Here is a 21,564-nt window from a genome sequence, read left to right as displayed (position 1 = left end):
AGGTCGGTCGCGGGCAAGGCGCGTCTGGGCCACCGGCCGCGATGCGGCCCCGATGGACGCCCTCGGCGCACCCCCATCGGCTACCGCTGGGGCTTGCGACGCCCCTCGTAGGGGTTCTTGGGCTTGCGCATGCTGAGCCGGATCGGCACGCCCGGCATATCGAAATCGTCGCGCAACCGGTTCGTCAGGAACCGCAGGTAGTCGTTGCCGAGTTCCTGCGGCTGGCTGACCGAGAGGATGAAGGTCGGCGGCCGGCGCTTGATCTGGGTCATGAAACGCAGCCGGATGCGGCGGCCGTTGCTGGCCAGCGGGGGCGGATGGAGGGTCTCCATCTCGCGCAGCCACCGGTTGAGCTTGGGTGTCGTGACCCGCTTGTTCCAGATCTCGTAGGTCTCGAACACCTTCGGCAGCAGCCGGTCGACGCCGCGGCCGGTCAGCGCCGAGAAGCCGACGATGGCCACGTCCTTGACCTGTGCAAACGACATTTCGAGGCGATCGCGCAGCTTGCGCCATTGCTTCGCGGAGCCCGACTGGTCGTCGGCCAGAAGGTCGGTCTTGTTGACTGCGATGACGAGCGCCCGGCCCTCCTCGATCACCCAGCCGGCGATGTTGAGGTCCTGCTTCTCGGCCATGTCGGCCGCGTCGAGCACGACCACCACCACGTCGGCGAGCCGGATCGTGTCGAGCGAATCGGCCACCGAGGCGGCCTCCAGCTTGGCGTCGATCCGGCTGCGGCGACGCATTCCCGCCGTGTCGACCAGGCGTACCGGACGGCCTTTCCACTCCCATTCGACGCGAATCGAGTCGCGCGTGATGCCGGCCTCGGGTCCGGTGAGGACACGCTCTTCCCCGACCAGCCGGTTCAGCAGAGTCGACTTACCGACATTGGGACGACCGACGATGGCCAGTAGCAGCGGCCGGCCTTCCGGCACGTCGTCGAGATCGGGGTCCACCACCTCGGCATCCGCCACCTCGTCCTCGTCGGGCATCGGCTCGACGTGACGGCCAAGAGCCTCGTGAAGGTCACTCAATCCTTCGCCATGTTCGGCCGAGACCGGGATCGGCTCGCCCAACCCGAGACCGTGCGCCTCGGCCAGCCCCTGCTGCCCGGCACGTCCCTCGCACTTGTTGGCGACCAGAATCACCTTGGCCGAGCGCTTGCGCAGCCAGCTCGCGAAGCTTTCGTCGAGTGGCAGGATGCCCGAGCGGGCGTCGATCAGGAATAGAACCACGTCGGAGCTCTCGATGGCGCGCTCCGTGAAGCGGCGCATGCGCGCCTCGAGCGCCTCGCCGCCGGCTGTCTCCCAGCCCGCCGTGTCGAGCAGCATGAACGCGAGATCGCCCAGTTGCGCGGGCTGCTCGCGAATGTCGCGCGTCACCCCCGGCGTATCGTCCACGATGGCGCGGCGGCGGCCGACCAGCCGGTTGAACAGCGTGGATTTTCCGACGTTCGGCCGCCCGACGATGGCGACCCGGCGCAAGCCCTGGGCCGGGGGGCTTTGATCAGCGGAGGGCAACGAGTCGCCCGGAATCGGTCAGGATGTAGATCGTCCGGTTCGCGATGACGGGACCGAGGCGCACCCGGTCGCGCACATTGATCTTGCCCAGCACCTCGCCCGTGTAGGGCGAGATGGCCAGCAGGTCGCCCAGCGAGCTGGTAAGCAGCAGGCGATCTCCCGCCAGCACCGGACCGCCCCACAGAACGGGGGTGCGGGCCTTCGCGTCCTCGTATCGCGTGAGCGGCGTGACCCAGCGGACCTTGCCGGTGTCCCGGACCATGGCCACGATGTCGGCATTGCCTGTCATCAGGAAGACGAAGCGCCCCGCCGTCCACGGCGTCTGGCTGCCACCGATGTTGCGGTCCCACTGACGTTGACCCGAGCGGAGATCGATACCGGCGACCTGCCCGGCCGAGCCCATCGCGATCACGAGGCCGCGGTCGATCACCGGCCGCCCGCGAATGTCGGCGAGGTTGCCGAAGGCGCGGATGTCGGCTCGCGCGCCGATCAGCGATTCGTTCCAGACGGGGCGGCCATTGTCGATACGCAGCGCCACCAGCTCACCCGAGGTAAAGGGCGCGACGACGTAGTCGCCGGAACCGGCCGGACTATTGCCACCGACATACCCTGCCGTTTCCTGGAGGCCGGCGAACTGCCAGAGATCGGAGCCATCGGAGGCGGCAAGCGCATGCAGCTTGTTGTCGATGGCGATGACGAAGACGCGGTCGCCGAACACCAGCGGCGAGCCCCGCACCGGTGCGCTGACGACCGAGTTCCAGTCCTCCTTGCCGGTCGCCGGATCGAGCGAATAGACCATGGCGAAGCCGGTCGTCACGAAGAGCCGGCCGCCATAGTAGGCAAGACCGCCGCCGAACTCGTCGGAGTCGCGGGCTTTCTCCGGCGAAAGCGAAACCCGCCACAGCAAGGCGCCGGTGTCGGCGTTGAAAGCCGAGACCGTGCCCTGGGCGTCCTTGGCAAACACCTTGCCCTCGGCGACGACGGGAGGCGTGGTGAGAATGCGCGTCCCGCTGCTGCCCGAGCCGACGTCCGCCGTCCAGATGACCTGGGGCGAGTCGCTGATCGCCAGGTTGTGCATGGCGTTGTTCGGGAAGCCTCCCGACTGCGGCCAGGAATCGTTGACCGTCGGCGGTGGCAAGACGACCTGCAGGCCCGCCACGTCGCTGTCGGCTTCGAGATCCTTCCGGTCGCCCAGCACGGAAACCCGTTCGCCCGGGAGCGGGGTTTTCCTCTTGTCGAAGATATCGCAACCCGAGAGGGCGCTCACCATCAGGACGGCGGCGAGAAGAAGACGGGGATTGGCCACACGCACTACGCTCGACATCGGACTACTTCGCCTCCGCGCCGCCGTGGAGATTGAGCATCGCCGAGACCCGCTGGGACGTGCCCTGGGGTACGGCGGGATCCTTGGCGATCTCGTTCCACAGTTCCTTCGCGCGCTTGGTGTCGCCCTTGCGGGCGGCCAGCATCGCCTGGAGCTCGCGCACGCTCAGACGGAACGGACGATCCGGTCCCGCGAGGGGCTCGAGCTTGCCGACCATCTCTTCGGCCTTGGGCGTATCGATGCTCTTGTAAGCCGCGATCACCATCGCAAGGTCGCTTAGTTCGGAAGCCGACAGCTTCGGCGCCACGGTCGCGAGCGCGGTCACCTGCTCCTCCAGCGTCGGCAGAAGCTGGGCTGCCGCGAGGGCCGCCAGCGAGCGGTAGGGCTGGAGGGCGTTCGCTCCCTGCTTCTCGAGCTCTGCGCGCGCCGCCGCCGGATCCGTCGCGATCTGCGCCAGCGCCGACGAATAGGCGGCACTGGCCGCGGCACGCTGGGACTGATCGTATTGCCGCCAGCCGACGAATCCCGTCACGGCCACGACGACGGCGACGGCACCGGCAACGACCCAGGTCCCGTAACGGCTCCACCATTCCTTCATCTCGTCCTTGCGGACGGCTTCGTCGATTTCATGGAACGCGGCGGAGTCGGACACAGAGTGCTCCCGGAATATCGCGAAATATCAACAGCTTCAGCGGCGGTTCATAGCCCCCTACCCTCGTTTTGGCAAACAACGGAATGGGGTCGGGGCGGCGCTTTACCCCCACCGGCGGTTCTGCAAGTATTCACACGACTGACATGTTTGAAGTCACGGTGGCATGAACAACTTGTACCGTTTGGCCGATCAGCGCGCCCGACGCCGGATTGTCTCATTCGACAAGCGGGAACTGTCGCGACTCCTGGGTCTCTACAGCATGCGTGTGGCTTCCGGTGAATGGCGCGACTACGCCATCGATTTCCGGCCGGGCATGGCCGTTTTCTCCATCTTCCGCCATACCGCCGAGCAGCCGCTGTACGCGATTGCCAAGGTGCCCGGGGGCGGTAGCGGCAGCGGCTACATCGTCTACAACGGACCGCGCAAGCTCGCGCACGGCGATACGCTCGAAGACGTCCTTCGCGTCTTCGAGCGCAAGCTCAAGCTGCTGCTGGGTTGACGCTACTTCTTCGGCGTCGTGGCGGCGCCGATGCCGGCGCCGACCGCCGTGCCCACGAGGACAGGCGCCACAAGCGGCCAGCCGGCAATCGCGCCGACCGCAAGGCCGGTGCCGGCGCCGATGGCGCCACCGGTAACGGCGCGTTCGCCCCAAGTGTCGCCGCAAGCGGAAACCGACAGGGCCAAAGGCAGCGCGAGGACAGCAACGGCAGCGATTTTCATTTCAGACCTCGAATAAAGAGGAGGCACGACCTGAACAGTCGCGGGAAATCAATTTTCTTGTCCATTTAAGGACTTATGGGGCAATCTTTGGATATTTCGCCTCAAGAGTCAATAATGTCATTTAGTATATTGATTTATAACGATTTAATATCCCGTTTGTTCCGTCGTCGAGAGGAAGCGAGATGAATTTGGCTGGCAAGTATCGCGACAGCCTGCCCCAGGCCGCCGGCACCCTCTTCCTGACCGACGGCGGCATCGAGACCTGCCTGATCTTCCACGATGGGCTGGAGCTTCCCCTGTTCGCCGTCTTTCCGCTTCTGCGGGATCCGAAGAGCCGTCCGCTCCTGATCCGGTATTATGAGCGCTACATCGAGATCGCCCACGCGCATGGCACCGGCTTCATCCTCGAGAGCCCGACCTGGCGAGCCAGCGCCGACTGGGGCGCCAGGCTAGGCTATTCGGCCGCAGACGTTGCAGCGCTCAACGTCGAGGCGATCGGGCTCATGCACGAGCTGCGAAAGGCCCATGAGACCCCATCCTCGCCGATGGTGGTCAGCGGCTGCATCGGCCCCCGAGGCGACGGCTACGTCGCGGGCGAGGTCATGCCGGAGGACGCCGCGGAGACCTATCACGCGCTGCAGGTCTCAGCCTTTGCCGAAGCCGGCGCCGACATGGTGACCGCCATCACCATGACCAATACGAATGAGGCCATCGGCATCGCGCGCGCAGCACGAAAAGCCGGGATGCCGGTGGCGCTCTCTTTTACCCTGGAGACGGATGGTCGATTGCCGACCGGGCAGACGCTGCCCGAGGCGATCATGCTGGTCGACGAGGCGACCGCGAACGGTCCGGCCTATTACATGATCAACTGCGCCCACCCCAACCACTTCGACGGCGTGCTGGGATCGGACCTGGCCTGGACGCGGCGCATCCGCGGAATTCGCGCCAATGCCTCGCGCCGCAGCCACCAGGAACTGAATGACTCACCCGATCTCGACGCCGGCGATCCGGTCGAGCTGGGAAGCCAGTATCGCGACCTCGTGCAGGCGCATGCGCAGTTGAACGTGCTGGGCGGCTGCTGCGGCACGGACCACCGTCACGTCGAAAGCATCGCCCTCGCCTGCAAGCGGGTCGCCGGGACGACCTAAGCCTTGGTGAGCGTCGCGTACTGCTCGGGTTTGAAGCCGACCAGCAGCTTGCCGCCCGCCTCCAGCACCGGCCGCTTGATCATCGAGGGCTGGGCGATCATCAGGGCGATCGCCTTTGCTTCCGTCAGCCCTTCCTTGTCGTTGTCAGGCAGCTTGCGGAAGGTCGTGCCGGCGCGGTTCAGCAGTGCCTCCCAGCCGACTTTCTTCGCCCATCCTTCGAGACGGCCGCGATCGATGCCGGCCGTCTTGTAGTCGTGGAAATCGCAGGCGACGCCCTTCTGGTCGAGCCAGGCGCGCGCCTTCTTCATCGTGTCGCAGTTCTTGATTCCGTAGATCGTGGTCATGCGCCCACGATCCCGAAGTCAGGGCTGGACGTCCAGCCCCTTGTAGAGGGCGGCACTGTAGATACCGTGCGAGCGCACGTTCTTGATGCTCTTCTTGGCGACCAGGAAGAGCCTCGAATGTGCCGCCGGGATCATCAGTGCCTCGTCATGAACGCGACGCTGGATCTCCTTGAAGAACTTCTCGCGGTCGGCGTCGTTCGTCGCCGTGCGCCCGGCATCGAGGATGCGGTCGGTCTCGGCGTCGTTCCACATCATGCGATTGGGAACCGGCCGGTTCTTGGAATGATAGTACAGATACATCTGGTCGCCGGCCGAGGTGTAGGGCACCGACAAGGTCCAGATGTCGTAGTCCTGCTGGGCGATCTTCTGGAAGAAGACCGTGGGATCCCAGGTCTGGATCTTGATGTCGATGCCGACCGTGCGCGCGGCGCCCTGCAGCACCTCCGACAGCTTGGGATTCTGTCCCACCGTGTAGGAATACATCAGCAGTTCGAGTTTCTTGCCGTCCTTATGGCGGAAGCCGTCGGCTCCCATCGTCCAGCCGGCCTCGTCGAGCAGCTTCTTCGATTTCTCGTGATCCCGCTTGGTCAGCACGTCGAGCGTCGCCGGCTCGAAGTCGAGTGCCTTGGGATGGACCAGCGACCGTGCCGTCTCGGCCTGGCCGAAGAAGATCGCCTTGTTGATCTCCTCGCGGTCGACGAGATGGGCGAGCGCCTGGCGGACGCGCTTGTCCTGCATGTTCTCGCGCGTGCTCTTCAGGCCCCAGTAGAACATCGCAAAATCGGCGGTCGGCTCGTAGACCGCGAGGTTGGGTGCCTTCTTGAAGGTCTCGATCGCCTGCAGCGGATTCCAGTGGCAGAAATCGGCCTGCCCCGAGAGCATCGTGGCGATGCGCGTCGTCTCTTCCGGGACGATGCGCCAGATCATCTTCTCGTACTTCACCGGGCCCTTGTTGGCGTAGACGCCGGTCGGCCCCCACTTGTAGGCATCGTGCCGCTTCAGCACGAGTTCCTTGCGCGGCTGCCAGCTTTCCCAGCAGAGCGGCCCCGTACCGTCGAAGCCCTTGACGCCGAAATCGGCGCCGAGTGCCTCGACATTGTCCTTGTTGATGATCGTCGCGGCGAAATTCGTCAGGTCGACCAGCAGTTCGGAGTGCGGCCGCTTCAGCTTGTAGACGAGCGTGTACGGGTCGGGCGCGGTCAGGCTGTCGATCTCGCCCAGTCGCCAGTAGAAGGGCCAGCGCGCCGAGGGATCGGCCAGGCGGGTAAAGGAATAGATGACGTCGGCCGCGGTGAACTTCTTGCCGCTGCAGAACGTGACATCGCCACGCAGCGCGAACGTGTAGGTGAGACGGTCGTCGGAAATCGTCCACGACTTGGCGAGCAGCGGATGGACCTTCTTCAGGTCCCAGTCGAGCGCGACCAGCGTGTCGCCCATCATGAACATGGGATGCCCCATGCCGCTCGACGTATTGTTGTGCGGGTCGTACTTGGGGGCATCCTGCGAGCGGATGTTCACGAAGATTTGTGCAGAGGCCGGCATCGCGAGCGCGCACCAGCCCAGCACGAGCGCCAACACGGCGCCCGTAGCTCCCTTGATCATGTCGCTTCCTCCCACCGGTGTAGTCCCGGTTGAGGGGTGAGCCTATCCCTGGTCGAGCAGACCGCCAAGCGGCTCGACGGCCGCCGTACGGTTTGCTTAAAGTCCAGCCATGCCTATCGAGTACACGATCGACCACGCCAAGCGCTTCGTCCACGCCCGTGTTCTGGGAGTCATCGCGCTGAAGGATATCGAGGACTTCACCGACAAGGTGGTCGCGGCAGACGCCCTCACCTATCGCAAGCTGTTCGATGCCACTCAGGGAGACGGGACCTACACGGACGACGACGTCATGTCTTTGGCGGCTCGGGCGGCCGCCTATGCGAGTCTCGCGAAAAGGGGCCCTCTCGCGATCATTCCGCGCCCCGGCATGGGAGCGGAACTCGCGAAGCGCTATGTCAATCTTGGCAAGTTCACGGGCGAGGCCCGCATCTTCAACTCGGTCGATGATGCCCTGGCATGGCTCGAGTCTCAGTCGGACCTGCCCGCTCCCGAGGCCTGATCAGAGAACCGCGCTTTCGCGCTCGAGCCTGCGAAGCGCCGCCGGAACCTGGTCATCTTCGGCCGGCTGGTAGACCACGCTGAACAGCGTCCGCGCCTTGGCGAGTGCCTCGCCGAAGCCCTTCTGCTCGCTCTCGAACGAGTTGAAGCCGCAGCGCAGCATGAACCCGATCTGATCCTGCAGTACGCCGCCCGTCGCGCGCAGTTCGCCGCGATAGCCAAGGCGGCCTCGCAGCAGGCGGGCCTGGCTGTAGGCACGGCCGTCGCTGAACTTCGGGAAGTCGAGCACGATCAGGCGCAGGCGGCCGACATGCGGTGCCAGATCCTCGACCGGATCGGTGTTGGCCAGCGAGACGGCCGGCCATTCGGGGCGCGACTGCCACTCGCCGAACGGGAGGGCGACGTAGGATGCGGGCAGGCCTTCTTCGCTAAACAGCGGCATAGACTCTCTCCTTGAAAGGCTGGGCGCCGATGCGCCGGTAGGTATCGACGAAACGCTCGCCTTCCTGGCGGGCGTCGAGATAGGTGCCGACAAGCTCGTCGACCGCTTCGACCACCTTGTCGGCGGTGACGGCCGGTCCGAGGATCGTGCCGATCGCCGTCCTGCCGAAGTCGACATCGCCGCCGAGGCTGATCTGGTAGAGCTCGACGCCGTTCTTATCGACGCCGAGGATTCCGATGTGGCCGACATGGTGATGGCCGCAGGCGTTGATGCAGCCCGAGATCTTGATCTTGAGATCGCCGATGTCGTGCTGTCGCGCGAGGTTCGCGAAATGCTCCGAGATGCGCTGCGCCACCGGGATCGAGCGCGCATTGGCCAGCGCGCAATAGTCCAGGCCCGGGCAGGCAATGATGTCGGTGATCTTGCCGACATTGGCTTCGGCGAAGCCCAGCGTCTGCAGCGACCGATAGACCTGAGGCAGGTCCTCGACCGCGACGTGGGGGAAGATCAGGTTCTGTTCGTGGCTGACCCGCAATTCGGCCTGGCTGTAGGCCTCGGCGATGTCGGCGACGCCGTCCATCTGCGCAGCACTCGCGTCACCCGGCGGCGCGCCGGCCGGTTTCAGCGACGCGGTCACGATGGCGTAGCCCGGCACACGATGCGGCGCGACGTTGGACTTGAGCCAGAGCGCGAAATCCGGATCGGTGAGACGCTGCGCTTCGACCGGGCCTGAAATCGCGGACCGCGCCGGCAGGTCCGGCGGCGCGAACTGGCGAGTGATCGCCTCGATCGTCGCGGCCGGCAGCGCCAGCGCACCGTCGCGCATCGCGGCATATTCGGCCTCGACCTCTTCGCGCATCTTCTCGACGCCGACTTCGTGCACCAGGATCTTGATGCGCGCCTTGTAGAGATTGTCGCGCCGGCCATAGCGGTTGTAGACGCGGAGGGTCGCCTGGAGATAGGCGAGCAGTTCGCTCTTCGGCAGGAACTCGCGCAGGGTCTTGCCGATCATCGGGGTTCGGCCGAGGCCGCCGCCCACGATCACCTCGAAACCCACCTCGCCCTGCTCGTTCCGCCACAGGCGCAGGCCGATGTCGTGCACGCGCACCGCGGCGCGGTCGTTGGGCGAGCCGGTGATGGCGATCTTGAACTTGCGCGGCAGGAAGGTGAACTCGGGATGCAACGTCGACCACTGGCGCACGATCTCGGCCCAGATGCGCGGATCCTCGATCTCGTCGATCGCGGCGCCGGCGTAATGATCGGCCGTCACGTTGCGGATGCAGTTGCCGGACGTCTGCATCGCATGCATGTCGACTTCGGCCAGCGCCGCCAGCGCGTCGGGCGCGTCCTCCAGCCTGATCCAGTTGAGCTGCAGGTTCTGGCGCGTCGTGAAGTGGCCGTAGCCGCGATCGTACTTGCGCGAGATGTCGGCGAGCTTGCGGAGCTGGCGCGAGGACAGCGTCCCGTAGGGGATGGCGATCCGCAGCATATAGGCGTGGAGTTGCAGGTAGAGGCCGTTGTGAAGGCGGAGCGGCTTGAACTGCTCCTCGGTCAGCTCGCCGGCCAGTCGGCGGCGCACCTGGTCGCGGAACTGGTCAACCCTCTCGGAGACCAACGTGCGGTCGTAGTCGTCGTACCGGTAGAAGTGGGTATCAGGCATAACGCACCGCGTCGGCGGCGATGGCGTCGAAGGTGAGGCCCGAGGCACGAATCTTCTCGCGCAGGGAGAGCGGCTCGACCGTGCCGTCGTCGTCCTCGGTCACCGCCACCAGGAACGGATCGATCACGGTGAAGGCCTCGGCCCGCGCGCGCTCGAGCAGAATCTCGGCGCCGCGCACGTCGCGGGCCAGGGCGGCGCGCTCCAGCCGGTCGGTCCACTGGCCGGAATCGTCGAGCCAGACGACCATACCGTCGACCAGGCGGTTCGCGGACGCGACCTGGAGGTCGCCGGTGAGATTCTTGGCCATCAGGACACCTTTGCGAGCGGCGGGGTCTCGACCGCGACGGCATAGGCCGCGACGTCCCCCACGATGATGAGGCTGGGTCCGCCGCCCTGGACATGGACGGCTGCCAGACGCGCCAGGTCGGCGAGCCGGCCCGTGGAAACGAACTGATCGGCGCGCGTGCCGTTCTCGATGACGGCGACCGGGGTGGCCGGATCCGCCCCCGCCTCCAGCAGACGATCGCGCACGGCTGGCGCTTCGGTCGCGCCCATGTAGATCGCGAGCGTGTGGCCCTCGGCAGCGAGCGCCGGCCATGCCACGGGCTTGCTGCCCACGGCGCTGTGGCCACTGACGAAGGTCAGGGCGGAGGCATGATGGCGATGGGTCAGTGGGATGCCGGCCGAGGCCGCGCACCCCAGCGCCGCGGTGATGCCCGGCACGATCGTGTAGGCAATTCCTGCGGCCCGAAGCGCATCGACTTCCTCGCCACCGCGACCGAACACGAACGGATCGCCTGCCTTCAGGCGCACCACGGTCTGGCCGGCGCGCACGCGACGCACCAGTTCGGCATCGATGTCGGCCTGGGCCCAGCTCGGGCGGCCCATGCGCTTGCCGACGGAAACGATCTCGGCGTCGCGGCGCGCACGGTTCAGCACCGCGGGCGACACGAGGTCGTCGTGAAGGACGGCGTCGGCTTCCTGCAGGAGCTGAGCGGCCTTGAGAGTCAGGAGATCGGGATCGCCGGGACCGGCGCCAACGATATGGGCAATGCCGGCCGAACCGGTCTGGCGACGCGCGGCATCTAGTTCACCGAGGGCCACGCGACGCGCGCCGGCCTCGTCGCCGGCCAGCGCGAGACGCGCCGCCGGCCCCTCGACCAGGCGGCGTAAGAAAGCGCGGCGGCGAGCGGGATCGGCGATCAGCGCATTCACCTGCTCGCGAAAGGTCACGGCCAGGCTCGCCAGCGTTCCAATACGCTCCGGCAGCACCGCCTCGATCCGGCCGCGCAATACGCTCGCCAGCGTGGGCGACGCGCCGCTTGTCGAGATCGCCACCACGACTCCGTCGCGGTCGACGATGGCCGGCATGATGAAGTCGCAAAGCGTGGGCCGGTCGGCCACGTTCACGGGCACCCCCGCCGATTTGGCCAGGCGCTGGACCATGATGTCCTTCGCTTCGTCGGCAGTCGCTACAAACGCCGCGACGGCTCCGTGAAAGTCTTTTGCCGTGATCGAATGGGTGTCGAGGTGCTGCACATCGGCGCCCGCCGACCGGGCCAGCTTCACGCGCAGGTCCGCCTTTGGCCCCTCGCCGATCACCACGACCTTCCGGCCGGCCAGATCGAAGAAGAGCGGCAGATGCTTCACGACACGGCCGCGCGCAGCACCACGTTGAGCGCGAGCATGCCGAATGCCTGGGAGATCGACAGGACCCAGAGGGAGGCTTCGGACTTGGGGAGGAATTTGGACATGCTGGCACCCGCCTTTGATCTGGCGATTCCTCGCATATCCGCCACGAAGTGAGTTTCCGAAGGTTGTTCCGAAGGGAGCAATTCCTGCCGTTCAAGGGCAGCAGAAGGAAATTTTTATCGCCCTTGAAGCCGCCCCTTCCCACCCCAAATCTCCGTCGTTCCCCGCGCCCATCCGGGGCGGGGACGTCCAACATCGCTCAAGAGAGGATGATCAAATGCGCACCGTCGACTATTCCCCGTTCTATCGCGCCACCGTCGGCTTCGACCGGGTCTTCGACCTGCTCGACTCGGTGGCCAGCCAGTCCGGCGCCAACGGCTACCCCCCGTACAACATCGAAAAGGCCGGCGATAACGCCTACCGGATCGTGATGGCGGTTGCGGGCTTTGCTGAAGCCGAGCTGAACGTGACCCAGAAGGAGAACGAGCTGCTGGTCACCGGCCAGGCCGCGCCGAGCGAAGGCCAGGACGAGAAGCAGTATCTCTATCGTGGCATTGCCGGCCGCAACTTTGACCGCCGCTTCCAGCTCGCCGACCATGTGAAGGTCACGGGCGCGAAGCTCGCCAACGGCCTGCTCACGATCGAGCTGCAGCGTGAGATCCCGGAGGAGAAGAAGCCCCGCGCGATCCCCGTCCAGGCCGGCCAAGCGGCTCTCACCCACTAAGCAGGTAGCAGCCTGCTGTCTCGAAGGGGCGTCGCGGGAAACCGCGACGCCCTTTCTTTTAGCTACGGGCCGGAGCGGTACCCCGGCCCGCTTTCGTCCTACTTGGCGTACTTGCCAGTGAGCTGCGGCGTGTGCGGGCCCTCGCCGCCCTTTTCCTTGTGCTGCAGGCGGGTGGTGCGAGCCCAGGTGCGCTTCAACTCATCCTTCACGTTGAACTTCAGCGTGCCGATCTTCTCCACCGTCAGCTCAATCCTGTCGCCGTCCATGAAGGAATGGAGGCCGCGATGATTGGTGCCGGTAGCGACGATGTCGCCAGGCTCCAGCGTGTGGATCGAGCTGACCCACTCGATGATGCGCGGGATGTGGTGCGCCATGTCGGACGTGTTGAACTTCTGCATGACCTCGCCATTGTTGGTCAGCGTGATGTTCAGGTTCTGTGGGTCGGCGATCTCGTCGGCGGTGACGATGCAGGGACCGATCGGCGCGAACGTGTCGCGCGACTTCATCTGGAAGAACACGTTGCCCGGCGGCGGCAGGCCGCGGGCCGAGCCGTCGATGAAGCAGGTGTAGCCGAAGATGTGCTTGAAGGCGTCGGCCTGGGTCGCCCGCGTGGCCCGCTTGCCGATGACCAGCGCCATCTCCGCCTCGCCCTCAAAGATCGTGGCCGGCGCATCCGGCAATACCATCGTGTCACCGTCGCCGATCACCGCGGTCGCAGCCTTATGGAAGGCGTTGATGGCGGGCTTCTCCGGCAGCGTGCCGTCTTCCATGTAGTTTACGGCCATGCAGACGATGTTGCCGGGCTTCGGCACCGGCGGACGCAGCCTGACGCCGGACAGGGCCACACCCTTGCCGTCGGCAGCAGCCTTCTCGACCTTGGCTTTGTAGGAATCCCATTTGGCGATCAGGCCGATGATCAGGTCCCGCGAATCGAGGTGCGGTATGTCCTTCACGGCGTCCGTCACGTCGACGACCTGGTCGCCCTTGATGACACCCAGGCGATAGTCGTTGAAATAGCAAAGCTTCACTTCTTCTCTCCCTCTTAAAAAATTCTCTCGGCGGTGACCGCGGCCACCGTTTCCCGCTTTTCAGGATCGGACGGTGGGTCTAGCGTTCCTCCAAAGAGCGGAGGAAACAATGGCCGTAATCAAGGCTGCGGAATTTGCCTGGCCCCGGATGGAGGCGCCCGATCTCGACCAGATGGAGGAGTTCCTCACCCATTTCGGCCTGGTCCGTTCCGAGCGCACACCGGACGCGCTCTACATGCGCGGCACCGACGATCACCACCACCTGCACGTCACGCACAAGGGCGACACGAAGTTCATCGGCTTCGCCTATCACGCCGCCGACGAGGACGACCTGAAGCGGCTCGCGAAGCTGCCGGGCGCCTCGGGAATCGAGACGATCGACGAGCCGGGCGGCGGCAAGCGCGTGCGACTGACCGAACCCAACGGCTACCAGATCGAAGTGGTCGCCGGGCAGAAGCGCGTCGAGCCCGTCAAGGTCGCCCGCGACGAGCACAACACAGCTCGCGAACCGGGACGCCGCGTGGGGCGCGTGATGCGCCTCGGCAAGTCGCCCACATCGATCCAGCGCATCGGCCATGGCGTGCTCTCCTCGCCCAAGGTAACCGAGACCGTGGCGTGGTTTCGCGAAACGCTGGGCATGATCCGCTCCGACGACGTCTATGTCGGCGAAAAGGACAACATCATCGGGTCGTTCAACCGGCTCGACCGCGGCGATGCCTATGTCGATCACCACGTCTTCTTCTGCAATCACAACACTCGGGCCGGTCTGAACCATGTGTCCTACGAGGTGCAGGACATCGACTGCGTCTTCCAGGATCACGAATACATCAAGCGGCTGGGCAAGTACGACCATATGTGGGGCATCGGCCGCCATCTTCTGGGAAGCCAGGTCTACGACTACTGGTGCGATCCCTGGGGCCGCGTCCACGAACGCTGGGCAGATACCGACCGGCTGAATGCAGCCAATGGCGGCAACCTGCTCAGCGCCGAGGAAGGCTTCCAGTCGCAATGGGGCGACCGGCCGCCCGACCGTTTCCTGGGCCACGCCAGCCCCTGAGGCCGTCACCTACTTCGTCTTGAACTTGTCCGGCAGGCGCTCCTCGTTGCCGAGCGCCACCTTGCGCACGCCTTCGCTGTCGGGGCTGGGCGGGAAGCCTTCGGATGCGCGCGGCGCCGGCGTCTCGACGACGGTGTTGGAGAGACGGCCGACCCCCGTGACCTCGATGTCGATCGTGTCGCCCGCCTCGAGCGGACGCGAGTTGGCCGGCGTGCCGGTCAGCAGGATGTCGCCCGGCAGGAAGGTGATATGGCGCGCCAGGTCGGCGATCAGGTAGCCGCAGTCGAAGATCTGCTCGCTGACCGCGCCTTCCTGCACCATCTTGCCGTTCTTGTAGCTGCGCAGCGTCGACTGGCGTACGTCGACACCGGAGACGAGCCCGGGGCCGATCGGGCAGAACCCGTCCATGCCCTTCACGCGCAACATCGAGCCCGCATCGGTATCGCGGAAATCATGGCAGCCGAAATCGTTGGCCGGTGCGAAGCCGGCGATGCAGTCCCAGGCCTCCTCGCGGGTCACGTTCTTGGTGACCTTCGAGAAGACGACGGCCATCTCGCCCTCGTAGTTCACGTACTTATAGCCCTTGGGCTTCACCAACTCGCCCTTGTGGGCGTTGAGGGCGGTAAGCGGCTTCTGGAAGTAGGTCGGCGTCTTGGGTGGCGTATGCGTGTTGTTGAACTCGTAGTAGCGCGAGATGTAGTTCACGTGGACGCACAGGATCTTGGTCGGATTGCACGGCGGCAGGTGAACGACGTCCTTCTCCTCGGCGGTACGGCCGTCGGCGAAGACGATCTTGCCGTCCTTGAACTCCACCCAGTAGGCGCTGCCGTCCTTCATGACGTGACGGATTTCCTTGCGCGGTCCCTCGAGTACGCTCATCTCAACAACTCCCCTTACTGAAGATCGAACCAGACATGCACGTTGCCGGTTCCGGCCGCGTTCTCGTATTCCGAGAGCTGCGTGCCACGGGCACGGCAATCCCTGCCGCCCAGCGCCCCCATCATTTGCGCGTAGTGCGCGCCCCGTCCCTCGTACTTGGCCGCTTCCAGCTCCGGGAATCGGTCGAGCACAATGTCGTGCCGCCCCTGCTTCCAGAGTTCCAGCACCTCCATGTCGAGTGCACGGTTCTTCGGCTCAGAGACATTGTCCGGATGCCAGACACGCGGGTTGGGCGGGACATGGTCGAGGTCGTAGAACTTGTGGCTCATCGCCCCGGAGGCCAGCAGCACGACGCGGGCGTCGGACCGGCGGATCGCCTCGCCGACGACCTCGCCCATTTCCAGGAAATGCTTGAACCGCGCGGTCTGGCAGGTGCCGACGCTCAGCACTTTCTCGCCGCGACCGAGATAGTGGATGACGTTCAGGGTCGGATAGTGCAGCGGCAGCGTCTCCTCGACGACGTTGCGGGCCGCGACCTTCTTCTCCCGCGCGACCTTCTCGACTTCCACGGCCAGCGCCGGGGCACCGGCATGATCGTAGGGAAAGCGCGTCATCGAGAACGGCAGCTCGTCGGACGTGTAGCTGCCCTTGTAGTGCGCCGCGCCCGCCACGAGATGCAGCGACGTGGTGAGCCAGTGCGTGTCGAACAGCACGAACGTGTCGGGCTTCACCGCGTCGATCTTCGCGCGCACACGCTCGAAGCCTTCGATCAGGTCGGAATCGCGGCCATTGCCGCGCTGGACCCGGATCTCCTTCGGTTGCACCAGGCCGGGATGATGCGAAACGACGGCCGCGCCGACGATCTGGCCCATGGACCTATGCTCCCTTCGCCGCCTGGATGGCGCGCCAGACATTCTCCGCCGTGGCCGGCATCACCATGTCTCGCACGCCGAGCGGCGCCAGCGCGTCGATCACGGCATTCATCACCACGGGCATCGCACCCACCGTCCCCGCCTCGCCCGCGCCCTTGGCGCCCAGCGGATTGTACTTGGTCGGCACGGGGTTGGACTTGACCTCGACGCTGCACATCGTGTCGGCGCGCGGCATCGTGTAGTCGAGGAAGCTCGCGGTCAGCAGCTGGCCACTCTCCCGGTCCCAGATCACCTGTTCGCCCAGGATCTGGCCGACGCCCTGCGCCACGCCGCCGTGGATCTGGCCCTTGAGTCCGGTCGGGTTCATCACCGTGCCGACATCGTCGACCACGGCATAGCGGTCGAGCTTGACCTCGCCCGTGTCGGGATCGACCTCGACCTCGCAGATGTGGCAGCCGTTGGGATAGGTGTCCTTCTCGCCGAGATACGTCGCGTTCTCGTACAGGCCGCCCTCGAAGCCGCTCTTCGGCCACTTGGTCGGATTGAACGCCGCCATGGCGACCGCCTTCAGGGACACCGTCTTGTCGGTCCCCTTGATCTTGAAGGTGCCCTCCGCGAACTCGATGTCCTGCTCTCCCGCTTCGAGGAGATGACCGGCCAGCCGCTTGCCCTTGGCGATCACCTTTTCGGCCGCCATGAACAGCGCCGAGCCGCCGAGCACGGTCGAGCGCGAGCCGTTGGTGCCCATGCCGAACGCGACGCGATCGGTATCGCCATCGATGAACTGCACGTCGTGCGGATCGATGCCCAGCCGCTCGTTCAGGATCTGCTTGAACATGGTCTCATGGCCTTGCCCCTGCGCCTTCGTGCCCATCAGCAGCGCCGCCGTACCGGCCGGATTGAAGCGGATCTCGGCATATTCCGGCTGCGCCGTGCCGGCCGCCTGTTCGATGGCATTGATGATGCCGAGGCCCCGCAGCTTGCCGCGCTTCCTCGACTCGTCCGCACGCGCCGCGTAACCCGCCACGTCGGCGAGCTTCAGCGCCATGTCCATGTTCTTGTGGAACTCGCCGCAGTCATAGAATGGTCCGACCGGGCTCTGATATGGCAGCGCCGAATCGTCGAGCATGTTCTTGCGCCGCAGCTCGACGCGGTCGACTCCCAGCTCGCGCGCCGCATCGTCGATCAGCCGTTCGATCAGGTAGATGGCCTCCGGCCGCCCCGCCCCGCGATAGGGCGCGGTGGGATTGGTGTTGGACAGCACGCCCACCACGTTGATGTAGGCCTTGGGGATCAGATAGACGCCCAGCACCGTGCCGATCATGCCGAAGGGCGACAGCAGGTTGCGGTCTGAACCGACATAGGCGCCGATATTGGCCAGCATGTTGAGCCGCAGCGCCACGAACCTGTTGTCGGCATCGAGCGCCAGCTCGATCTCGCCGACATTGTCACGGCCATGCTCGTCGGCCATCACCGCCTCGGAGCGCTCGCAGCACCATTTGACCGGCCGCAGCAGCTTGCGCGCCGCCCACAGGGTCAGGCGATGCTCGACATACTGCCACCCCTTGGTGCCGAAGCCGCCGCCGACATCGCCTGTGATCACGCGCAACTTGCTTTCGGGCACCTTGAAGACGTTCTGAGCCAGCATGTTGCGTACCCGGTGGGGATACTGCACGTCGGCGTAGAGCGTCATGCGGTCCTCGCCCTGGTCATAGACGCCGAGCGTGCCGCGCGGCTCCATGTACTGGGCATGGACGCGCGTGATGACGTAGCGGCGCTTGATGACCTTCGCCGCGCCCTTGATAGCCTCCTCGGTCGCGGCCTTGTTGCCGCGCTCGATGAAGTTGGAAATGTTGTCGGGACAATCGTCCCAGACCGCCGGTGCGCCCGGCTTCACCGTGTCCTCGGTAAGCGTCACCGAAGGGATCGGCTCGTAGTCGATCTCGACCAGCTCGGCGGCATCCTTGGCTTCCGCCAGCGTCTCGGCGACGACCATCGCCACCGGGTCGCCGACATAGCGGACGCGGTCGGTGATCAACGGCGGACGCTGCGGCGCGAACATCGGCTTACCGTCGGGCCGCTTCCTCGGCATGTTGGCCTTGGGCATGCCGAGCCCGTCAGCAGCCACGTCGTGGCCGGTATAGACGGCGAGGACGCCGGGCGCCGCCGCCGCCGCCTTCGTATCGATGGAGCGGATCTTCGCGTGCGCGTGCGGCGAGCGGACGAACACGGCGTAGGTCTGGCCGTGCAGGTTGACGTCGTTGATGAAGCGGCCCTGTCCGCGCAACAGGCGTGGATCCTCGAAACGCAACACCGGCTGGCCGATTCCGTACTTGCTCATGACGCCTCTCTCCTGCGAACGCTCGATCTGACTCTAGGACTGGCTGACGACGTGCGCGAGCGGTCGCCAGCGAGCCATGTCGGCTTCGACCCGCGCCCGGAACTCTGCCGGACTGGTCACGCGCGTGTCATTGCCCAGCTCTTCCAGCTTGGCCTTGATATCGGGCCGCGCCATCGCCTGCTTGAATGCGGCGTACAGGCGATCTCGGATGGCCGGCGGCAGGCCAGCGGGCGAGGTGAAGCCGAGCCACGACACGACGTCATAGTCCGGCACCACCGTCTCGGAGACCGTGGGCACGTCCGGAAAGCCCGGATGGCGCTCCTTCGACGTGACGGCGAGCGCCCTCATCTTGTCCGCCTTCATGAGGGGCTGAGCACTCGAGAATGTCGCGACATGCATATCGAGCCGGCCCGCAACCAGATCGTTGTAGGGCTGTCCTATCCCACCCTTGTAGGGAACATGGGTCATCTTGGCGCCGGTCTTCTCGAGCATCAGTTCCATCGCCATGTGCAGCGTCGAGCCGACGCCGGACGTGCCATAGGTGAGCTTGCCGGGCTCCCGCTTGCCTTCGTCGAAATAGGCCTGGACCGTCTTGAAGCGTGAATCAGGTCCCACGGTGAGGACGAAGGGGAAGCGCGTGACGATCGAGATGAAGTCGAAGTCCTTCAGAAGATCGTAGCTCAGCGTCCGATCGGTCGCGGAGACGACAGCCTGGCCGCCCGTCATCAGGTAGAGCGTGTAGCCGTCGGGCTTCATGCGCGCGATCTGGCTGGCGGCCAGCCGTTCGGCCGCGCCCGGCCTCGGCTCGATCACGATCTGTTGCCCGAGGATCTCGGTCAGCGGCCCGCTGAGATGACGGGCGATCGTGTCAGGGTTGGAGCCGGCATCGTAGCCGTGCATCAGGCGAATGGTCTGCGACGGATAGGCCTGCGCACGCGCGATCGCGGGGGCGCCTACCGCCGCCGCCCCGGCAGACATCAGCAAAGTCCTGCGTCTCATGTTTCCTCCTCCTTTTTTTCATTGTTCGAGCCGTCGTTATCCCAACGGTCCCATGAACGTCTGATCGGCGTAGGTGTCGGACATCGGCTCGATCGCCTCGGGCCAGTCCTTGCCGACCTTGCGACGCTGCTCGGCCGGGCGCGGTTTGCCGTCCCAGCCGATGCGCTCCATGTAGTAGTGCAGCATCAGGCAGTGCCCGGCCGGATCGAGAATGTGCGCGGCATAGTCGACGCCGGGATAGAGTTCGGGCGGAATGACATCGGTGAACTGCACGCCCTTCTTCTTCAGGTAGCTCACCGCGTCGCGAAGCTGCTGGTAGCTGCCGACCTCGACGCCCATCGAGGCGCAGCTCGTGTCGGGGTTCAGCCCTAGTTCGCCGCGCAGCGCCTTGGGGAACAACGACAGGGAGTGATGCTCGCTGCCGTTGCGCAGGAAGACGCAGCGATGGCCCTTCCAGGTCACCACCTCGGTCCGGATGAAGCCCATCGTCTGCGTGTAGAAGGCCTCCGAGGCGCCGACATCGGCCACGAACAGGCTCATCGGCCCGATGCTGGTGACCTTGAACGGTCGCGGCAGGCGCGTGCCGGCGACGACGTATTCCTCGCCGGTCTCGTCCTTGATGACGTTGCCGGCATTGACGTCGATGCCGTTGGCGACGGCGTCGCGCACTTCCTGCTCCTCGGAGATCTGCGGCAGCTCCGGCGTCTCGCGGAAGGCGCGGTAGTACATCGACTCCGGCTTGGAGCGGCCGTCCCAGCCGATCTGCTCCATGCCGTAATAGAGTTCGACCGTGTGCCCGTCGGGATCGCGGATGTATGTGTGCCAGTTGCTGCCCGGCATATCGCGCCCGACGCGACGGATCTCGACGTCGCGCTCACGGAAATAGTCGGCAGCGGCAAACACCTCGTCCATCGTGCCGACCTGCCAGGTGATCTGGTTGACCGTGACGTCCCGGGAGACCGCGTCGTCCCCGAAGATGGCCCCCAGCGACTTGTGCGCCAGCAGAAAGGCGTGATGGTCGGAATTGTGGCTCATGAAGACGATACGCGGGTCCTGGAGCCGCTTGGCCATCTCCTCCCGCCCCGGCACCTTGGAGAAATCGCGCGTGTCGGTGACGCGGAAGCCGAGGAGACGGCAGTAGAAGTCGAGGCCCTTGTCCATGTCCGCGACGTTGAAGCCGAAATGCCCAAGCCGCCGGATCTTGAACGGTCGCGGATAGCGAACACCCCCGACGTCGTAGGTCGTCGCCCTTTGAATTGTGTCCATGGTCTTCTCCCTTAGCTCTTGCGTCGCCCGGCAGGCCTGAGGGCCCTGGCATTGCCGCGGATCAATCCGGGAACGTCGGAAACCGCCTGCTCGACGGTCGTGCGGATATGCTGTTCCAGCAGCGAGCAGGCGAGATCGGAATCGCGCGCCAGTACCGCATCGCGAATCTCCAGATGCTCGTTCCGACGATGCAGCCGGCTATGGATCATGGTCAGCCAATGATAGCGGCGCGCCTGGTCGAACAGCTCGCTGCGATAATGCAGCGACCAGGGCGAACGGCAGGTCGCCACCAGCGCATCGTGATAGCGCTTGTGGCGCTTGCCCCATTCCTGCTTGACCGACAGCGGATCGTCCGGCCTCGGCGCCGCAAGCTTGCTCAGCAGGAAGTAGGAGCTGACGATTTCTGCCTCCCACGCGTCGGTGCCGTGGCGGATGGCATCGGCCAGCGTCTTCGTCTCCAGGTAGACCCGCAGTTCCGACAGATCGAGGAAGTCCGCCAGCGATATCGGCGCGACCTGAAAGCCTCGTCCGGCCTCGGTGCGCGCCAGCCCCTCCGAAACGAGATGCGACAGCGCCTCGCGGAGGGTGCCGACGCTGGTATCGTATCGCTGGCGCAGTTCGCCGAATTTCAGCTTCTGGTCGGGCTTCAGGACACAGCACAGAATGTCCTCTCGCATCTTGCGCAGGATGTCGAACGTGGCGGCGTCCTCGCGGCTCACATCCTGCGGCGCGGTGGTTGCGGACAGGTTCTCGTTGGCGCCCTCGAACGGGACGGCGGGAAGGGTCTTGGGCATACGGT

The 21,564-nt window shown here is 65.4% G+C and carries 22 protein-coding genes; 5 read left to right on the top strand and 17 right to left on the bottom strand.

Annotated elements, in window-relative coordinates; genetic code table 11:
• Window positions 1-80: 80 nt before the first annotated feature.
• Genes der through KQ910_RS22875 form a run of 3 tightly spaced genes read right to left on the bottom strand, consistent with a single transcriptional unit; the run spans window position 81 to window position 3,493 of the window.
• A complete protein-coding gene (der, locus tag KQ910_RS22885) occupies window positions 81-1,481 on the bottom strand; it encodes a ribosome biogenesis GTPase Der (RefSeq protein ID WP_216965590.1) in 1,401 nt (466 codons plus the stop codon).
• Window positions 1,482-1,503: 22 nt separating this feature from the next.
• The gene (locus KQ910_RS22880) at window positions 1,504-2,841 is read right to left on the bottom strand and encodes an outer membrane protein assembly factor BamB family protein (RefSeq protein WP_216965588.1); all 1,338 of its coding nucleotides are present in this window, start codon (window positions 2,839-2,841) and stop codon (window positions 1,504-1,506) included.
• Between the two features lie 4 nt (window positions 2,842-2,845).
• Window positions 2,846-3,493, bottom strand: a complete 648-nt coding sequence (locus KQ910_RS22875; RefSeq protein WP_216965586.1) for a tetratricopeptide repeat protein — start codon at window positions 3,491-3,493, stop codon at window positions 2,846-2,848.
• 163 nt (window positions 3,494-3,656) lie between these two features.
• On the opposite strand from KQ910_RS22875, the gene KQ910_RS22870 reads away from it, so the two are divergent.
• Complete coding sequence (locus KQ910_RS22870; protein WP_216965584.1) at window positions 3,657-3,992, top strand: DUF2794 domain-containing protein; 336 nt, start codon at window positions 3,657-3,659, stop codon at window positions 3,990-3,992.
• A gap of 2 nt (window positions 3,993-3,994) precedes the next feature.
• Here KQ910_RS22870 and KQ910_RS22865 read toward each other — a convergent pair whose 3' ends face one another.
• Window positions 3,995-4,213, bottom strand: coding sequence for a YMGG-like glycine zipper-containing protein (locus KQ910_RS22865; RefSeq protein WP_216965582.1), 219 nt, complete (start codon window positions 4,211-4,213; stop codon window positions 3,995-3,997).
• Window positions 4,214-4,395: 182 nt separating this feature from the next.
• On the opposite strand from KQ910_RS22865, the gene KQ910_RS22860 reads away from it, so the two are divergent.
• Window positions 4,396-5,361, top strand: coding sequence for a homocysteine S-methyltransferase family protein (locus KQ910_RS22860; protein ID WP_216965580.1), 966 nt, complete (start codon window positions 4,396-4,398; stop codon window positions 5,359-5,361).
• Here KQ910_RS22860 and KQ910_RS22855 read toward each other — a convergent pair.
• Window positions 5,358-5,705, bottom strand: a complete 348-nt coding sequence (locus tag KQ910_RS22855; protein WP_216965578.1) for an ArsC family reductase — start codon at window positions 5,703-5,705, stop codon at window positions 5,358-5,360. The genes KQ910_RS22860 and KQ910_RS22855 overlap by 4 nt on opposite strands.
• 18 nt (window positions 5,706-5,723) lie before the next feature.
• The gene (locus KQ910_RS22850; protein ID WP_216965576.1) at window positions 5,724-7,307 is read right to left on the bottom strand and encodes an ABC transporter substrate-binding protein; all 1,584 of its coding nucleotides are present in this window, start codon (window positions 7,305-7,307) and stop codon (window positions 5,724-5,726) included.
• A gap of 109 nt (window positions 7,308-7,416) precedes the next feature.
• Here KQ910_RS22850 and KQ910_RS22845 point away from each other — a divergent pair, with 109 nt between their 5' ends.
• A complete protein-coding gene (locus KQ910_RS22845; RefSeq protein ID WP_216965574.1) occupies window positions 7,417-7,806 on the top strand; it encodes a hypothetical protein in 390 nt (129 codons plus the stop codon).
• On the opposite strand, the gene KQ910_RS22840 is transcribed toward KQ910_RS22845, so the two are convergent.
• From KQ910_RS22840 to cysG, 4 genes are read right to left on the bottom strand one after another with little or no spacing between them, the layout of a single operon-like run.
• A complete protein-coding gene (locus KQ910_RS22840) occupies window positions 7,807-8,247 on the bottom strand; it encodes a DUF934 domain-containing protein (RefSeq protein WP_216965572.1) in 441 nt (146 codons plus the stop codon).
• On the bottom strand, window positions 8,234-9,907 hold the full coding sequence (locus KQ910_RS22835) for a nitrite/sulfite reductase (protein ID WP_216965570.1): 1,674 nt from the start codon (window positions 9,905-9,907) through the stop codon (window positions 8,234-8,236). Before KQ910_RS22835 ends, KQ910_RS22840 begins: the two co-directional genes overlap by 14 nt.
• On the bottom strand, window positions 9,900-10,214 hold the full coding sequence (locus tag KQ910_RS22830) for a DUF2849 domain-containing protein (RefSeq protein WP_216965568.1): 315 nt from the start codon (window positions 10,212-10,214) through the stop codon (window positions 9,900-9,902). The genes KQ910_RS22835 and KQ910_RS22830 overlap by 8 nt, the downstream gene beginning before the upstream one ends.
• Window positions 10,214-11,557: a siroheme synthase CysG gene (gene cysG / locus KQ910_RS22825; RefSeq protein WP_216965566.1), complete on the bottom strand. Its 1,344-nt coding sequence runs from the start codon at window positions 11,555-11,557 to the stop codon at window positions 10,214-10,216. Before cysG ends, KQ910_RS22830 begins: the two co-directional genes overlap by 1 nt.
• Before the next feature lie 319 nt (window positions 11,558-11,876).
• On the opposite strand from cysG, the gene KQ910_RS22820 reads away from it, so the two are divergent.
• Window positions 11,877-12,323: an Hsp20 family protein gene (locus KQ910_RS22820; RefSeq protein WP_216965564.1), complete on the top strand. Its 447-nt coding sequence runs from the start codon at window positions 11,877-11,879 to the stop codon at window positions 12,321-12,323.
• Window positions 12,324-12,421: 98 nt separating this feature from the next.
• On the opposite strand, the gene KQ910_RS22815 is transcribed toward KQ910_RS22820, so the two are convergent.
• A complete protein-coding gene (locus tag KQ910_RS22815) occupies window positions 12,422-13,351 on the bottom strand; it encodes a fumarylacetoacetate hydrolase family protein (protein ID WP_216965562.1) in 930 nt (309 codons plus the stop codon).
• Window positions 13,352-13,460: 109 nt separating this feature from the next.
• On the opposite strand from KQ910_RS22815, the gene KQ910_RS22810 reads away from it, so the two are divergent.
• Window positions 13,461-14,408, top strand: coding sequence for a VOC family protein (locus KQ910_RS22810; protein WP_216965560.1), 948 nt, complete (start codon window positions 13,461-13,463; stop codon window positions 14,406-14,408).
• A 9-nt stretch (window positions 14,409-14,417) separates the two neighbouring features.
• Here the strand turns inward: KQ910_RS22810 and KQ910_RS22805 are convergent, their stop codons facing one another.
• From KQ910_RS22805 to KQ910_RS22780, 6 genes are read right to left on the bottom strand one after another with little or no spacing between them, the layout of a single operon-like run.
• Window positions 14,418-15,287: a fumarylacetoacetate hydrolase family protein gene (locus tag KQ910_RS22805; RefSeq protein WP_216965558.1), complete on the bottom strand. Its 870-nt coding sequence runs from the start codon at window positions 15,285-15,287 to the stop codon at window positions 14,418-14,420.
• 14 nt (window positions 15,288-15,301) lie between these two features.
• Window positions 15,302-16,159: a DODA-type extradiol aromatic ring-opening family dioxygenase gene (locus tag KQ910_RS22800; protein ID WP_216965556.1), complete on the bottom strand. Its 858-nt coding sequence runs from the start codon at window positions 16,157-16,159 to the stop codon at window positions 15,302-15,304.
• Between the two features lie 4 nt (window positions 16,160-16,163).
• Window positions 16,164-18,500 carry a xanthine dehydrogenase family protein molybdopterin-binding subunit gene (locus KQ910_RS22795; RefSeq protein ID WP_216965554.1) on the bottom strand — a complete coding sequence of 779 codons (2,337 nt, stop codon included), beginning with the start codon at window positions 18,498-18,500 and terminating at the stop codon, window positions 16,164-16,166.
• A gap of 33 nt (window positions 18,501-18,533) precedes the next feature.
• Entirely contained in the window at window positions 18,534-19,499 is a 966-nt protein-coding gene (locus KQ910_RS22790; protein ID WP_216965552.1) for a Bug family tripartite tricarboxylate transporter substrate binding protein, read from the bottom strand.
• Window positions 19,500-19,535: 36 nt separating this feature from the next.
• A complete protein-coding gene (locus KQ910_RS22785) occupies window positions 19,536-20,765 on the bottom strand; it encodes a VOC family protein (protein ID WP_216965550.1) in 1,230 nt (409 codons plus the stop codon).
• 11 nt (window positions 20,766-20,776) lie between these two features.
• Window positions 20,777-21,559 carry an FCD domain-containing protein gene (locus KQ910_RS22780; protein ID WP_216965548.1) on the bottom strand — a complete coding sequence of 261 codons (783 nt, stop codon included), beginning with the start codon at window positions 21,557-21,559 and terminating at the stop codon, window positions 20,777-20,779.
• Window positions 21,560-21,564: the final 5 nt, after the last annotated feature.

This window comes from Reyranella humidisoli (assembly GCF_019039055.1).
Lineage (GTDB): Bacteria > Pseudomonadota > Alphaproteobacteria > Reyranellales > Reyranellaceae > Reyranella > Reyranella humidisoli.
This window is presented reverse-complemented; position numbering and strand designations above follow the sequence as displayed.

What these genes read in the sequence shown, in the direction of transcription:
- KQ910_RS22880 (WP_216965588.1), bottom strand. Translation starts at nt 2,841, where the DNA reads ATGTCGAGCGTAGTGCGTGTGGCCAATCCCCGTCTTCTTCTCGCCGCC.
- KQ910_RS22870 (WP_216965584.1), top strand. Translation starts at nt 3,657, where the DNA reads ATGAACAACTTGTACCGTTTGGCCGATCAGCGCGCCCGACGCCGGATT.
- KQ910_RS22865 (WP_216965582.1), bottom strand. Translation starts at nt 4,213, where the DNA reads ATGAAAATCGCTGCCGTTGCTGTCCTCGCGCTGCCTTTGGCCCTGTCG.
- KQ910_RS22860 (WP_216965580.1), top strand. Translation starts at nt 4,396, where the DNA reads ATGAATTTGGCTGGCAAGTATCGCGACAGCCTGCCCCAGGCCGCCGGC.
- KQ910_RS22855 (WP_216965578.1), bottom strand. Translation starts at nt 5,705, where the DNA reads ATGACCACGATCTACGGAATCAAGAACTGCGACACGATGAAGAAGGCG.
- KQ910_RS22850 (WP_216965576.1), bottom strand. Translation starts at nt 7,307, where the DNA reads ATGATCAAGGGAGCTACGGGCGCCGTGTTGGCGCTCGTGCTGGGCTGG.
- KQ910_RS22845 (WP_216965574.1), top strand. Translation starts at nt 7,417, where the DNA reads ATGCCTATCGAGTACACGATCGACCACGCCAAGCGCTTCGTCCACGCC.
- KQ910_RS22840 (WP_216965572.1), bottom strand. Translation starts at nt 8,247, where the DNA reads ATGCCGCTGTTTAGCGAAGAAGGCCTGCCCGCATCCTACGTCGCCCTC.
- KQ910_RS22835 (WP_216965570.1), bottom strand. Translation starts at nt 9,907, where the DNA reads ATGCCTGATACCCACTTCTACCGGTACGACGACTACGACCGCACGTTG.
- KQ910_RS22830 (WP_216965568.1), bottom strand. Translation starts at nt 10,214, where the DNA reads ATGGCCAAGAATCTCACCGGCGACCTCCAGGTCGCGTCCGCGAACCGC.
- KQ910_RS22820 (WP_216965564.1), top strand. Translation starts at nt 11,877, where the DNA reads ATGCGCACCGTCGACTATTCCCCGTTCTATCGCGCCACCGTCGGCTTC.
- KQ910_RS22810 (WP_216965560.1), top strand. Translation starts at nt 13,461, where the DNA reads ATGGCCGTAATCAAGGCTGCGGAATTTGCCTGGCCCCGGATGGAGGCG.
- KQ910_RS22805 (WP_216965558.1), bottom strand. Translation starts at nt 15,287, where the DNA reads ATGAGCGTACTCGAGGGACCGCGCAAGGAAATCCGTCACGTCATGAAG.
- KQ910_RS22800 (WP_216965556.1), bottom strand. Translation starts at nt 16,159, where the DNA reads ATGGGCCAGATCGTCGGCGCGGCCGTCGTTTCGCATCATCCCGGCCTG.
- KQ910_RS22795 (WP_216965554.1), bottom strand. Translation starts at nt 18,500, where the DNA reads ATGAGCAAGTACGGAATCGGCCAGCCGGTGTTGCGTTTCGAGGATCCA.
- KQ910_RS22790 (WP_216965552.1), bottom strand. Translation starts at nt 19,499, where the DNA reads ATGAGACGCAGGACTTTGCTGATGTCTGCCGGGGCGGCGGCGGTAGGC.
- KQ910_RS22785 (WP_216965550.1), bottom strand. Translation starts at nt 20,765, where the DNA reads ATGGACACAATTCAAAGGGCGACGACCTACGACGTCGGGGGTGTTCGC.
- KQ910_RS22780 (WP_216965548.1), bottom strand. Translation starts at nt 21,559, where the DNA reads ATGCCCAAGACCCTTCCCGCCGTCCCGTTCGAGGGCGCCAACGAGAAC.